The sequence below is a fragment of the Pseudarthrobacter sp. HLT1-7 genome (assembly GCF_059383435.1).
In genome coordinates, this window is record NZ_JBWZCH010000004.1 from 210,227 (window position 1) to 223,217 (window position 12,991).

The 12,991-nt window shown below is 66.8% G+C and carries 13 protein-coding genes; 7 read left to right on the forward strand and 6 right to left on the reverse strand.

What is annotated here, in order from left to right:
* The first annotated feature begins 118 nt into the window (after positions 1–118).
* Both AC50X6_RS05925 and AC50X6_RS05930 read left to right on the forward strand, forming a co-directional pair.
* Positions 119–619, forward strand: a complete 501-nt coding sequence (locus tag AC50X6_RS05925) for a DUF456 domain-containing protein (RefSeq protein ID WP_494965324.1) — start codon at positions 119–121, stop codon at positions 617–619.
* 247 nt (positions 620–866) lie between these two features.
* Positions 867–1,859: a hypothetical protein gene (locus AC50X6_RS05930; protein WP_494965325.1), complete on the forward strand. Its 993-nt coding sequence runs from the start codon at positions 867–869 to the stop codon at positions 1,857–1,859.
* 120 nt (positions 1,860–1,979) lie between these two features.
* Here the strand turns inward: AC50X6_RS05930 and AC50X6_RS05935 are convergent, their stop codons facing one another.
* The 3 genes from AC50X6_RS05935 to AC50X6_RS05945 all read right to left on the reverse strand — a co-directional run bounded on the left by AC50X6_RS05935 (position 1,980) and on the right by AC50X6_RS05945 (position 4,692).
* A complete protein-coding gene (locus tag AC50X6_RS05935) occupies positions 1,980–2,492 on the reverse strand; it encodes a hypothetical protein (RefSeq protein WP_494965326.1) in 513 nt (170 codons plus the stop codon).
* Positions 2,493–2,635: 143 nt separating this feature from the next.
* Positions 2,636–4,114, reverse strand: coding sequence for a WXG100 family type VII secretion target (locus AC50X6_RS05940; RefSeq protein WP_494965327.1), 1,479 nt, complete (start codon positions 4,112–4,114; stop codon positions 2,636–2,638).
* Positions 4,115–4,233: 119 nt separating this feature from the next.
* The gene (locus tag AC50X6_RS05945; RefSeq protein WP_326967139.1) at positions 4,234–4,692 is read right to left on the reverse strand and encodes an Lrp/AsnC family transcriptional regulator; all 459 of its coding nucleotides are present in this window, start codon (positions 4,690–4,692) and stop codon (positions 4,234–4,236) included.
* Positions 4,693–5,165: 473 nt separating this feature from the next.
* On the opposite strand from AC50X6_RS05945, the gene gluQRS reads away from it, so the two are divergent.
* Both gluQRS and AC50X6_RS05955 read left to right on the forward strand, forming a co-directional pair.
* Entirely contained in the window at positions 5,166–6,068 is a 903-nt protein-coding gene (gene gluQRS, locus AC50X6_RS05950; protein ID WP_494965328.1) for a tRNA glutamyl-Q(34) synthetase GluQRS, read from the forward strand.
* A 16-nt stretch (positions 6,069–6,084) separates the two neighbouring features.
* Positions 6,085–6,774, forward strand: coding sequence for an HD domain-containing protein (locus AC50X6_RS05955; protein WP_494965329.1), 690 nt, complete (start codon positions 6,085–6,087; stop codon positions 6,772–6,774).
* 215 nt (positions 6,775–6,989) lie between these two features.
* Here AC50X6_RS05955 and AC50X6_RS05960 read toward each other — a convergent pair whose 3' ends face one another.
* The 3 genes from AC50X6_RS05960 to AC50X6_RS05970 all read right to left on the reverse strand — a co-directional run bounded on the left by AC50X6_RS05960 (position 6,990) and on the right by AC50X6_RS05970 (position 10,381).
* Complete coding sequence (locus AC50X6_RS05960; protein ID WP_494965330.1) at positions 6,990–8,306, reverse strand: ATP-binding protein; 1,317 nt, start codon at positions 8,304–8,306, stop codon at positions 6,990–6,992.
* Positions 8,307–8,589: 283 nt separating this feature from the next.
* The gene (locus tag AC50X6_RS05965; protein WP_494965331.1) at positions 8,590–9,546 is read right to left on the reverse strand and encodes an L-lactate dehydrogenase; all 957 of its coding nucleotides are present in this window, start codon (positions 9,544–9,546) and stop codon (positions 8,590–8,592) included.
* A gap of 217 nt (positions 9,547–9,763) precedes the next feature.
* Complete coding sequence (locus tag AC50X6_RS05970; protein ID WP_494965332.1) at positions 9,764–10,381, reverse strand: uracil-DNA glycosylase family protein; 618 nt, start codon at positions 10,379–10,381, stop codon at positions 9,764–9,766.
* Between the two features lie 203 nt (positions 10,382–10,584).
* Here AC50X6_RS05970 and AC50X6_RS05975 point away from each other — a divergent pair, with 203 nt between their 5' ends.
* The 3 genes from AC50X6_RS05975 to AC50X6_RS05985 are packed head-to-tail and all read left to right on the forward strand — an operon-like array spanning position 10,585 to position 12,607.
* On the forward strand, positions 10,585–10,974 hold the full coding sequence (locus AC50X6_RS05975) for a GntR family transcriptional regulator (RefSeq protein ID WP_494965333.1): 390 nt from the start codon (positions 10,585–10,587) through the stop codon (positions 10,972–10,974).
* Entirely contained in the window at positions 10,971–11,921 is a 951-nt protein-coding gene (locus AC50X6_RS05980) for an ABC transporter ATP-binding protein (protein WP_494965334.1), read from the forward strand. The genes AC50X6_RS05975 and AC50X6_RS05980 overlap by 4 nt, the downstream gene beginning before the upstream one ends.
* Positions 11,918–12,607, forward strand: coding sequence for a hypothetical protein (locus AC50X6_RS05985; protein ID WP_494965335.1), 690 nt, complete (start codon positions 11,918–11,920; stop codon positions 12,605–12,607). Before AC50X6_RS05980 ends, AC50X6_RS05985 begins: the two co-directional genes overlap by 4 nt.
* Positions 12,608–12,991: the final 384 nt, after the last annotated feature.

Here is a 12,991-nt window from a genome sequence, read left to right on the forward strand (position 1 = left end):
CGGGGCCGGCGGCGCCGCCGTCGTCCGGTCCCTATGCTTTCCGGCTGCTGTCCGGCGGCCTCTTCGCCTGTCTCCTCAGCTGTCTCTTCAGCGCCGCCCCGAACCATAGACTGGGGTGATGAATCCCGAGACTGCTGTGACGATTCTCTGCGGCCTGGCCATCCTGGTGGGCGTCGCGGGAACCATCATTCCCGTGCTGCCCGGCAGCATCCTGATCGGGCTCAGCCTGCTGGCCTGGGCGATCTGGGGCGGCGCCGGCACCACGGGCTGGGTGGTCTTCGGCATCGGAATGGTCTTCGTTCTGGCCGGAATGGCGGCCAGCGCCGTCCTGACGGGGCGCAAACTCAAACAGCACAGCATCCCCGGCCGCTCGGTTGTCGCCGGACTCGTCTTCGGCGTGGTGGGCATGTTCATCATCCCCGTGGTGGGACTTTTTGTCGGCTTCGCGGCGGGACTCCTGCTCAGCGAGCTGCACCGCACCCGAGTCTTCCGGACCGCGGTGGCCTCCAGCTGGGCCGCGCTGAAAGCCACCGGGCTGGGAATGATCGTGGAATTCGGCCTCGCCTGCCTCGCCGCCAGCACCTGGGTCATCGGCCTCTGGGTTGCGGCCGCGGCCTAGCTGGGCGGCCTGGGGAGTCGTGCCGGGTGTCCCAACCCGGGCCGGTCCCCTGAATTTAGCCACTCACAAACTCCGCCAGCACCAGCCGGCCGGTGGTCGTCGTGTACTCAAGTCCGGACGGCAGCATATGGCGCCGGTGAATGAAGTAGTCGCTGGTCTCGGGGTTTTTGGGCCCGGACGGGCGGTTGCGGAAGCGGACGAGTCGTCGTTGAGTCCAGCCATTCCCCGAGCCCACTAGCATGGGTGCATGAGCGCCGGACCCGCAGAATCCGTTCCCCAGCACCCCGTCCTCTACCGCGACGCCCGCGACTTGACGCCCTTCCGCAAAGCCCTGGTCCGGACCCCTGTGCGCGTCCTCGCCGACGGTGTGGGCGGGCTGGTGTCCGGACTGCTGGCGCGGAGGATCCGCGGCACCCTGACTGTCGAGGGTGCCGTCCCGCGGCTGGCAAAGGGTTTCGGCGCCGGACCCAGCAAGGCGACCCGCGCAGTGCACGCCGCCATTTTCGCCAGCACCGACCCGGACCGGTTGATCAGGCTGGCGCGCACCTACCCTGGCTGGGCCGGGCTCTGCTACGTCATGGCCGGGCTGCTGGCCTACGCGCACGGCGGCCAACTGCGGGCCGCCGAACTGCTCCGGCGCGGCCTCTCGATCAGGAACGACGACGACGCGAACCGCTACGCCTCCACCTACCTCTCCGGCGTGGTCACCCGCGTGGCAGTGGCCGAGCGGATCGAGGTCCCGGTTTTGTTCAGCGAGGAAGCCGTGTTCCTTGCCCTGTCGCACTCGCTGCGCGAGACCGGCCAGACGGAGGCCGCGCTGGCGGCGCTGACCGGCCTGCCGCCGTCGTTGCCGCTGGCCCTGGCCCGCTGCTCACTGGCGGCGGCGCTGGGGCGGGATGCGGAAGTCGCGGCGGACACCGAGGGACTGCTCAACGGCGACGACCTCGCCGCCGCGCTGCTGCTGGTGCGGGCCCGTTCGCTGCGCAGACTCGGCGACTACGCCGCCGCCCGGGCCGCGCTCCGTGAGGTCCTCCGCCGGCGCAAGACCGACTTCACCCTGCGCGGCGATGCCCTTACGGACCGTGCGCTGCTCCTGTTGGACAGCGGGCGGAAGTCCCTCAATCCGCGTGAGTGGCAACGACGGAAACCCGCCGAGCTGGCGGCGGTGAAAGCGATCCGGAAGGACGCCGAAATCCACGAGCTCTGGGACCGCGAATACGGCAGGGGCGACGGCAGCTAAGCGGGCAATGCGGCTAAGTACGGTCCCGGCCCGGGCAGCAGGTACAAACGAGGCGGGGCCGCACGTCGTCCTTCACCGAGTGGTATATGCCACGGAAGTAATGGATTGGCGCGTCCGCGGTCAGCCTGCCCGCACCGGGCTGACGTGAACGATGATGACCTGGGTGTCTTTCGAGCCGTCGTAGCGGAGGTCGTAGCTCACGCTCAGGCCGGTGGCTGTCCCGGGCCCGAGGGAGAAGCCGCTCTTGTCTTCGGGCTGGCGGCTGATGGAGGAAATCCAGCCTTCCGCCGCGCGGCTCTCGATGCCGTACTTCGCCACGCCATCCCGGATGAGGCCGAAGTACTCGTCCCGTGAGTCCGCGGTGAGGAAGTACGTGACTTCACTGAAGTCCGGCAACGCGCCCACGGTCATGAAGCGGATGCGGTCCGTCTGCCCGTGGATCTCGCCGGTCGGGCCCGCGATGGTGAGCGCGATTTTGCCGGAGGCCCTGATTTCGGGCCCGTAGCTGCTGTCGGTGACCCGCACGGCGGACTTCAAGAGCTCTCCGCTCCTCATGTCCAGGCGCGCCTGACGGCTGTTTTCAATCTCTTGAACGCCGGCAGCGTCGAGAGTGGAGTATTCAGAGGATGTCATGGTGCTCCCAGAGGACGGGGTCGGGTCGGCGGAAGAGCCGGGGGACGGGGGGAGGACCACTTGGCAGCCCGTGATGGTCAAGCCCAGGCCCAGGGCCGCTGCGGCGAAGGCAAAGGTCCACGGACGGGGCAGCGCGCGCGGCGTCACTGATGCACCTCGGCACTGAATCCGGAGGCGAAGCGGTCCATGATGTGCGGGATGTTGTTGGTGGGGCGGTGTTGTTCCACACGGTCATTGAAGTCGGAGCCGATGATGTCCCGGGCGCGGCCGGGATCGGCGCGCAGCAGCTCCTGGTACGCCGGGAGGGTGTTCCGGCTGATCAGCGCCCAGCGCTGATCAGCGTCGGCAATGTTGCCGTTCGGGAACCCGGTGGTGAAGTCGGTGCGTACCTGGGCCGGATTGTCCCAATGTGTGTACGGTAAGTTGTCCGGACCGGGGCTCTCCACACTGAACTCGTAGGGGAAGACCTCAGGGAAACTCCGGGCCCCGGGGATGGACGGCTCGCCGGCGAGGGTCACCAGATAGGTCACGGCTTCCCCGCCGGGATGGTTCCGCATGGTGTCGTAATCGTCGGCGATGATCTCGTTCTGTTCCCGGAACAACAACGCCGTATTGCCCTCCCTGACCTGTGCCGGATCGCCCGAGTCGATCTGCTCCCAGGCCCGCGCCGTCTCAGCGTTGATCACGCCGGAATCGCGGAGGCGGGTCATTTCTTCCGGACCGCCCGTCAGGTAGGCCTCGTGCTGCCGGGCCTGGTCGAAAAATATCTCCTTGTTCATGTCCAGCATGCTGGTTTCGTAGAACCTGATTTCTGCGTCCGTTATGCCCGCCAGTTGCTCGATCTCGTCCAGCATCGGAAGCGGAATGTTCGACGCCGGATGGTCGGCAATCTGCTGGGCAAGATCCCGCATCAGGGCCATGTCCTTGAATCCGCCGGCGAAGGAGGGACCGATCATGTTGGCCATCCCGGCCCACTGCAGATCGGGGTCGGCCAGATACGCCTGGCCATAGAAGTCGTAGACCTTCTTTATGGTCTCCCAGTTATAGTCGGTGCCCTTGGCGGTGTCCCAGGCGGCGGGGTCGATTCCCATCTCCAACATCGCCTGCTGGTTCCAGTACCCGCTGAGGAAATCTGCGTACTCCCGGGACTTCGCGTCAATGGCGCCGGAATCGGCGGCCGCGTCCATAGCGGCCTTGGCTGCCGCCGGGTTGTCCAGTGCCCACGTCCTGAATTCGTCGCTCGCCAGGTACGCCACACGTTCCGCTGCCGTCATCGCATCGAGTTTTTCGGTGAGTTCCCGGGCTGTGCCGCCGTCGTTCGCGGCGACGACTCCGGGGCCCGAACCCGCGCCGCTCTGACTGGTGCGCTCCTGTTCGTCGGCATTGATGAGCACGGCTTTGGCGGCCGCTTCGATCCCGGCTGATGCGGCCTTCAGCGCCCTTAGGTGGGATGAGGTCCAGTCGCTGCGGAAGCGCTCGCCGTCGTTCCCCTTCCAGTGACTGGCGCTGATGGTGCCGCCGAGCTGCTGGCCGAGCTGGTTGAGCCGCCGGGCGCCGCCGGCCAGGTCCTGTGCCAGCCGGCGCAGCTGGGCGACGTCCGCCCCGTAGAAGTTACCCGCCACATTTCCCCCTGATAGATTCCCCGGCCAGCCTAGCTGCAAACCGCGCAGGCAGCGATGGGGAGGGCTCCCCGGGGCGGGCGGCGGGCTGCGGGCTGCGGGCCGGCGCGGGCCCGCGCGCCTCAGGAGTCCAGCAGCCCCGTGGTCCGGTAGGGGATAACCTCGCGGAGGAACATGCTGGTGGAGGTCCGCACAATCCCCGGGCAGAGCCGGATTTCCTCGGACACGCGGTAGAGATCGTCCGGGCTCGTCGCCACCACCCGGATCAGCAGATCGGTCTCACCGGCCGGGGCATGGCATTCGAGCACCTCCGGGATGTTCCGCAGCGCGGCGATCGCCTCGTTCAGATGGCTCTGGTCCAGTTCGGCGCTCACCGACGCCGCCACGCCCCGGCCCAGGGCGGACGGCAGCACCCGGCTGCTGTTCCGGCGGAGGGCGCCCGACGCCGACATCCGCTCCAGCCGCGACTGTACGGTGCCGCGCGCCAGGCCCAATTTCTGGGCCAGCACCATGATGGGCAGCCGGGGATCCTCATCGAGGGCAATGAGGATCCGCCGGTCTGTCGCGTCGAGTACCTGCAAAATGACCACTTCCTGCCGATGTCTGCCGCGCACGTTAGTCAGATTGACCAGTTTTAGGGACGTCTGTTGCGCCAACTGTAGGGCTTCTGTTGAAATAGTGACAACAAAGGGACACAGGCTACCGCCGGATCCCGTAAGGCTACAGGAACCCCGGCACACCACCCGGACACTGGATGAGGTATCCCGCAAGGAACCCGCCGCTGATTGACACTTGTTCACGCATCGTCTGTCGCAGAAAAATCTCCGCATTCGCAGTGCCATGGCCCGGAGCAACGCCCGCGGGCCCGGCACGGCAAGAGCCCCTGAGCCACCGACGTCGGTTCCCCCGAAGTCATCGGTAGCTGAGGGGCTCTTGTGCCTTTTAGGGCAACGCGGGGTCACATCGCGCCCATGTTGGACCCCGCCATGGGCCTTGGGTGACCCCGCGTTGGTGTTTGGAGGGGGTTGTGTGGTGTGCCGCATAGGCTGGTTCCATGACGTCTGCCGGCCGCTTCGCCCCCAGCCCCTCCGGCGAGCTGCATGTGGGCAACCTCCGGACGGCCATGCTGGCGTGGCTCTTTGCCCGTTCCACCGACCGCCGGTTCCTGCTGCGCGTTGATGACCTGGACCGTGTCCGGCCCGGCGCCGAGGCGGAGCAGCTCCGTGATTTGGCGGCGGTCGGTGTGACGTGGGACGGCGCCGTCGTACGCCAGACGGACCGCGGGCCACTCTACGCGGAGGCGACGGAACGGCTGACAGCGGCGGGCCTGACGTACGAGTGCTTCTGCACACGCCGCGAGATCCAGGAAGCCCCGTCCGCCCCGCACTCCCCGCAGGGCGCGTACCCGGGCACCTGCCGGAATCTATCCGCGGCGGAGCGGGGCGCCAAACGTGCGATCCGGCCTGCCGCTGTCCGGCTGAGAGCTGAAATTGCGGAGGCAACCGTGCAGGACATGCTGCACGGCAGCTACACCGGGGTGGTGGACGACTTTGTGATCCGGCGCAATGACGGCGTGACCGCCTACAACCTGGCCGTGGTGGTGGACGACGCAGCCCAGGGCATCGACCAGGTAGTCCGCGGAGACGACCTGCTGCCGTCCACGCCGCGGCAGGCCTATCTGGCCTCGCTTCTGAGTATGCCTGTTCCGGAATATGTACATGTGCCGCTCGTGCTGAACGCCGACGGCGCCCGGCTGGCCAAGCGCGACCGCGCCGTCACACTCGGTGACCTTGCGATCGCCGGCGTTCCGGCCGACGAGGTGCGGGATCTGCTGCTGGCCTCCCTCGGGCTGCCGGCGGGAACTCTGGAGCGCGCGCTTGCAGTCTTTGACGCGGCAGCGCTGCCGCGGGGGCCCTGGGTGTGGCCCGGCGCCGGCCGGCACAACGCACGGAGCTGACGCGTACGCTGGAAGCATGTCAGAACTTGAATTCACGGAAGTGCGCTCCCCTGAACCACAGACCCCTCAATCGAGCTTCACCGTGGAGACGGCGAAGATCCTTGCCGAAGTGGCCCACAACCGCCAGAAGGACAAGCTCAAGCGCCCCTACCGCGAACACGTGATCGCCGTCGGTGACGCCCTGGCAGATTTCGACGACGACATCCGGATCGCCGGCTACCTGCACGACATCGCCGAGGACACGCCGATGACCAGGGAAGCGCTCCTGGCCATGGGCGTGTCAGTGCGGACCGCTGACATTATCGAGCGCGTCACCAAGCGTTTGCACGAGAACCCGGACGACTACCAGGCCGGCATCCGCTACATCGCCGAAGACCACGACGCGGCCCTGGTAAAGATCGCGGACAACGCGCACAATTCCCTGCCGGAGCGGGTCAGGGCGCTGGCCGAGAAGTGGCCGGAGAAGCCGCCGGTGACCCGCTACGACGAGGCCCGGCCGGTGCTCTACGCCGCCGTTCCGGTCGAGGAAACCCGGAAGATCCTCGCCCGCATCAACCCGTGGCTGCTCGATGAACTCGATGACCTGCTCGACGAGGCGGACGACACAGACTACGAGAACCTTTCCTATGAGGAGGTCCCGGCCGGGCCTGTCGAGACCTCCGTTCCGGTGGCGGGCGCCGCCGGGACCGGGTCCCACCGGGACTGACAGTGCCGGCGGGCCTCACCGACGGCGGCCAGTAGCGGCCGGAAATGGACAGCACTTACCCCGTCGCCAGGATCGCGGAGGCCTCCGCCGCGCTCGGGCACGGCCATGCCCAGGGCGAGGTCGCCGTCGCCGTCGCTTGTCAAAAGCAACGCGGGGTCACTTAGCGCCCATCCCGGGGCCCAACATGGGCCGTAGGTGACCCCGCGTTGCTTTTGTTAGACCCGGCCGAGTGCGTCGATGTCCTCGAGGAACTGCTGGTGGACTTCTTCGCTGACGGTGGTCCGGGTGTCCGCGATCGCGTCGAGATAGTCCTGGGTTGCCGGGCCCTTCCGGACCGCCGCGCGTACGGAAGTGTCGCCGCCGGAAGCCAGCCCGCCGTCGTCGTACACCGCTTTTTCCAGTGCGCGCTGGGAGGCGCTCCGGGCCGCGTACTCGATGTCCGCGGGGGAGAAGCCCTCGGTGCGGTCCACGAGAAGCTCGACGTCGACGTCGTCCACCACGGTGGCGGGGATGAAGCGCTGCCACATGGCCTCGCGGGCCTGGCGGTCCGGCAGACCGATGGGGATGACGTAGTCGAAGCGGCCGTGGCGCAGGAACGCGGTGTCCAGGGCGCGGATGAAGTTCGTGGCGCAGACCAGCAGCCGGCCGGGCTGTTCGCGGAACGCCGGGATGATCTTGAGCAGCTCGTTGGTGACGCCCTGCAGCGGCGACGGCGGCTCGCCGGAACGCTGGGAGGCGATCTCCTCCACCTCGTCGATGAAGACGACGGCGTGCTCCAGTTCGGCGATCTCCAGGAACGTCTCGCGCAGCGCGCCGGCGAGGCCCTTGGGATCGGCGGCGAGCCGGGAAGGGAAGACCTCCACAAACGGCCACTCCAGCCGCGAGGCGATCGCCTTCGCGAAGGTCGTTTTGCCGGTGCCGGGGGGGCCGAAGAGGACGACGGCTCGCGGCGGCACCACACCGAACTCGTCGGCAAGGTCAGCCTCGGCGAGCGGCAGGACCAGCCGGCGTTCCAGAAGTTCCTTCTCGTTGCGCATGCCGGCGACGTTTTCCCAGAGGTCGCGGGCCAGGATCCGGCCGCCAAGCTGGCTGAGCGGTTCGAGTTCCTGGCGCTGGACGGGAATCTTCCGCTCGAAGTAGCGCAGGTTCTTCTTCAGGACGAAGCCTCGGCCCAGGAACGCCTCCACCCGGGTCTCGGATTCCGGCATCAGCGCGGAGAGCTTGTTCAGCCCGTGCGGCGCCATTCGCGTTTCGACGGCGGCCAGCAGGGAGGTACCGATCCCCCGGCCGCGGTATTCGGGGAGGGTGGCGAGGAAGACGATCCAGCCCTGGTCATGGGCGGCGCGGCCGACGGCGGCGCCCACCACCTGCTCGCCCTGCACCGCGACCACGGCGTGGTCCTTTTCGCAGGAGGCCAGCACCTCGGAGAGCGCGTAGACGGGCTCAACATTGGTGGCTTTGAGGGTTTCCCAGAGGTGCAGGATTCCGTCAAGATCGGCCGAGTGGAAATCCCTGATTCGCCAGTTGGTCATGAGGTGTCTCCCGGATGGTTCGTCGCTGAGCCGCTGAGCCGCTGTGAGTCTGTCCGTCGAGCATAGGCGAACCGGGTGCCCGAGGGGTTGCGGCGACGTTGCGTTACGCTGCCGCCGCGGGCAGTCGGGAACCCTCGAGGTGAGAGTTCGCGCCCGTGATTCTCCGGCACATGGGCGCGAAGTCTCACCTCGCGGTCAAGGGCGGGCCACAGGGCTTGCCGCGCGGCGGCGGTGGTGGTGACGGCGGTTGTGGCTCCCCCACGTCCGGCTCCGCGCAGATCCCCTAGATCCCCAGCCTCGCCAGGCTCTGCCGCAGCGTCTCCGCCGAGTGGTGCAGGGAAGCGAGTTCGCCGTCGTCCATCGGTGTCTCGAGGATCTCCCGGACTCCGCCGTGCCCCACGACACTGGGCAGCGACAAGGCCACGCCGGAGATCCCGTACTGGCCGTCGAGCACTGTGGAGACTGGCAGCACGGCATTTTCCGAGCGCAGCAGGGCTTCCACGATGCGTGCGCCGGACAGACCGATTGCGTAGTTGGTGGCGCCCTTGCCTGCGATCACCTTGTAGGCCGCCTGCGTGACCTCCCGCGCGGTGTCGGCCAGGTGCTCGGAGGTGAAGATGCGTTGCCCGTTGACCTTCCAGTCGCGGATCGGGACCGGGCCGATCGTGGCCCCGGACCAGACCGGGAACTCGGTGTCGCCGTGCTCGCCCACCATGCTGGCGTGGACGCTGGTGAGCGACACGCCGGCTTCGCGGGCCAGCAGCCAGCGCAGCCGGGAGGTATCCAGCACCGTGCCCGAGGAGAAGATGCGCGATGAGGGCAGGCCGGAGATCTTCTGCGCCGCGACGGTCAGCACGTCACAGGGGTTGGTCACCAGCACATAGACAGCGTTCGGGGCGTGAGTCAGCAATCGCGGCATGAGCTGTTCGAGGATGCGGACGTTGGTGCCGGCCAGGTCCAGCCGCGTCTGGCCCGGCGCCTGCTTGGCCCCCGCGGTGATGACGACGACGTCGGCCCCTTCTGTTGCGGCGATGTCCCCGCCGCCGGTGACCGTCGCCGCCGCGGCGGCGAACTGCGTACCGTGCGCCAGATCGAGTACCTCGGCCTCGGCCTTGGTGGCGTTGACGTCGAAGAGGGTGACGTTGCTGGCCGAGCCGCGGATCAACGCAGCGAAGGCCAGCGAGGTGCCGACACTGCCGGCGCCGACTATCGCGAGTTTGGAGCCGGGGTTCTGGGACATGGTTTTCTCTTTCGCTGGGTGCGCGGAGTCACGGTCTGTGTGGTGGCGGGTGCCGCGTCTTCAGCATAGGAGCCTGGCTGTCCTGTGACAGGGGCCTGCCTCCCGGGCGTGGCGAAGGTACTCAGGCGCCGGCGGAGGCTGCTGGAGGCTGCGGCTAGTGCGCCGCCGTGGGCCGGCGTCGTGCGCCTGCCGGAGGGCGCCTCTCCTCGCGGGTGGTTCAGAGGTGTTGGATGCCCGCCCGCTGCATGGCGTCCTTGTAGACCTCGACATTCTTGGCGAGGAGCTCGTCCTGCTTGGTTGCCGAGACGGCGAAAGCGCGGCCGCCGAGGGCTGTGGCCTTGTAGATCTTGACGCCGCGGTTCTTCAGCGAGGAGTGGTAGGTCTTTTCAAAGAGCGTCAGGAACGCATGGGCATCGGCGCCGTGGGCGATCACCGCGGAGACGCGCTTGTTGATTTTGAGGAACTGGCGGAAAGGCCGCAGGCCGTCCGTCTTCTCCTGGACATTCAGGGCGGACGGAAGCTCGGGGTCGCGGACCCAGGGGTAGGCGTTCCACGGCATCACGTAGCGCGGGTCGAGTTCAACCGCTTCATAAATGGAGGTGGCGCGGCGGGCAGCCTCGTCATCGTTGAAATGGGAGACGAAGCCCGATTCTGTGCCCTTGCCCGGGGCAATGTGCAGGCTGACGATCCGGCATTCGTCCTCGTCATGGACGGGATCGATGTAAGGAACGACCGATCCCGGCTTCTTTTCCATGAGTTCGTCGCAAAGCTGCGTCACGGCGGCGATGTTCGGTTCCTGTAGTAGGGCCTTTTTTTCGTCCCAGTCAATCGTCACGATTTCTCCCTCAGCGCTCGGCGTCCAGAAACAGGCGTCCTGTTCCACTCTACGCTTTTGAGCGGAGGGGTGTTTCTTGACGCCCGGCGGCGTCTCCGGGCCGCCGGGACCCTTGCGCGCCGCCCGCTTCTATGGTTAGCTACACAAGTAACTAACCAACAGACCAGGTGTTGGTTTCGACCCCAGCGAAAGGACGGTCGGCAGTGCTTGACGAAACGCGTCCGATCTTTCTCCAGATCGCCGAACTGATCGAGGGCGATATTGTGGCCGGATCGCTGGCGGAGGCGGCGCAGGCGCCGTCCATCAACGAGTTTGCCGCGTTCTATCGGATCAATCCCGCCACTGCGGCCAAAGGGATCAACAAGCTCGTCGATGAAGGAATTCTCTACAAGAAGCGGGGGATCGGCATGTTTGTTGCCACCGGAGCGCGCGCACGGTTGTTGGAGCAGCGGCGCGAAGAGTTCTTCCAGGACTATGTCCAGCCGCTCACCCGTGAGGCGCGCAAACTTGGCATCAGCGTGGACGCGCTGACCGGGATGATCAACCGCAGCAGTTCAGACCCCTTACTAACGGAAAGGAGCGCGGGACGGTGAACACCCGCACACAGGCGCCGGTGATTGAGCTAACAAACGTCACCAAGCGCTACAAAGACCTCAAAGCAGTGGACGGGGTCAGCCTCCGTATCGACGGCGGGAAGATCTACGGACTGCTCGGACGCAACGGGGCCGGCAAGACCACTCTAATGTCGATCCTCACGGCCCAGGATCCCGAGACCTCCGGGGACGTCGCAGTCTTCGGGCAGCACCCGTATGAGAACGACGCGGTCCTGTCGCGGATGTGCTTCATCCGGGAATCCCAGAAGTATCCGGAGGACTTTAATCCTGCCCAGGCGTTCAAATCGGCGGCGTTGTTCTTCGAGAACTGGGACCAGCAGTTCGCGGACCGGCTGGCCGGGGAGTTCATGCTGCCGCTCAAGCGCAAGATCAAGAAGCTCTCGCGCGGCCAGCTGTCCGCCGTCGGGGTTGTCATCGGGCTCGCCTCACGCGCCGAACTGACCTTCTTCGATGAGCCCTATCTGGGGCTCGACGCCGTCGCCCGGCAAATCTTCTACGACCGGCTGGTGGAGGACTACTCCCGCCATCCGCGCACCATCATCCTCTCCTCGCACCTCATCGACGAGGTCGCCAACCTGCTCGAACACGTCCTCCTGATCGACCACGGACGGATCATCCTGAACGACGACGCCGAGAACATCCGCGGTTCGGCCGCCACAGTCACCGGAGAGGACACGACGGTTTCCGCCTTCACCGCAGGCAGGAAGGTCCTGCACCGGGAACGGCTGGGAGCGCTGGCCGCCGTGACCATCGAATCCCGGCTCGGCAGCGCGGACCGCGCCAGGGCCGCTGAACTCGGCCTGGAACTGTCTCCGGTTTCGCTGCAGCAGCTCGTGGTCCGCAAGACCATGGCGGTTCCGGCCGGCGCTACCGGCGTCGAGCCCCGCACAACGACTGACCAGGCAGAAGTGGAGGTGGCGCCATGAACCGCGCCGTCAGTGTCGCCCGCATGCAGCTGATCAACAAATGGACGTTTCTGGGCATCCCGGCCCTGATCATTGCCGCCAGTTTCGTCCTCACCTATGCCATCTGGCGTATCATCCCGGACGATGTTGAAACCCGTTACTCCGGCGCTTCGCAGGCGGTGGTCTGGTACTTCCTGGCCCTGGGCATCCAGTCCCTCACCTATACGTTCCCCTTCTCCCAGGCCATGAGCGTCAGCCGGCGCACCTTCTATATCGGCACCACCGGGCTTTTCGCCGCGGTGGCCCTGGCCGTCAGTCTGCTCTACTACGTGCTGGGCCGGGTGGAGGTGGCGACCAACGGCTGGGGACTGAACGGGCAACTGTACTTCCTGGGCTGGGCGGCGGACAGCCCGGCGATCGTACAGATCCTGTTCAATTTCCTCGTGATGCTGGCCCTATACATGACCGGGTTCTGGTTTGCCACCGTGTACAAGAGGTGGCGGGCCACCGGGATGGTGGTGGTCTGGGGCATCATCGCGGTGGCGCTGGTCGGTCTGATCGGGCTCGTCACCTGGCAGGGCTGGTGGCCGCCGGTGGGCGCGTGGTTTACAGCCCAGACACCCCTGAGCGTTTCCGGCTGGACGGCCTTGTTCTGCACGGTCCTCGGGGTGGGCTCCTACCTGACGCTGCGCCGGGCAACGCCCTGAGGGGAGCGCCGGCCCGCGGTGGGCCAGGATCCGTCATCCGGGCTGGTGCCCCTACCCGTGGCGGCCGTCGGGGCGTAGGCTTAAAGTGCCTGCAGGTAACCATCTGATTCAGCCGGGTCGTTCAGGACATAAAAGTGTCCGAGCCAGCTCATAGCGAGATCGCGAAGGTACCTGCAGGTTCTGCGTGCCCGGCGGGGACCGGCAGCCGTGGAAGCCGTGCTTTAGACGGTCCAGGATTCCCGATGCCTTCGTTGCCGTTGCGGGCAATATCCTTGTTTAGTGTCTTGATCCGCTTGAGGGCGCGGCGGTCCCGGGACTGCAGCATAGATGGTCTTCCCAGAACGCCGCGGAACAGACAGGCGTCATTCCGCCAGTCTCCGCGCA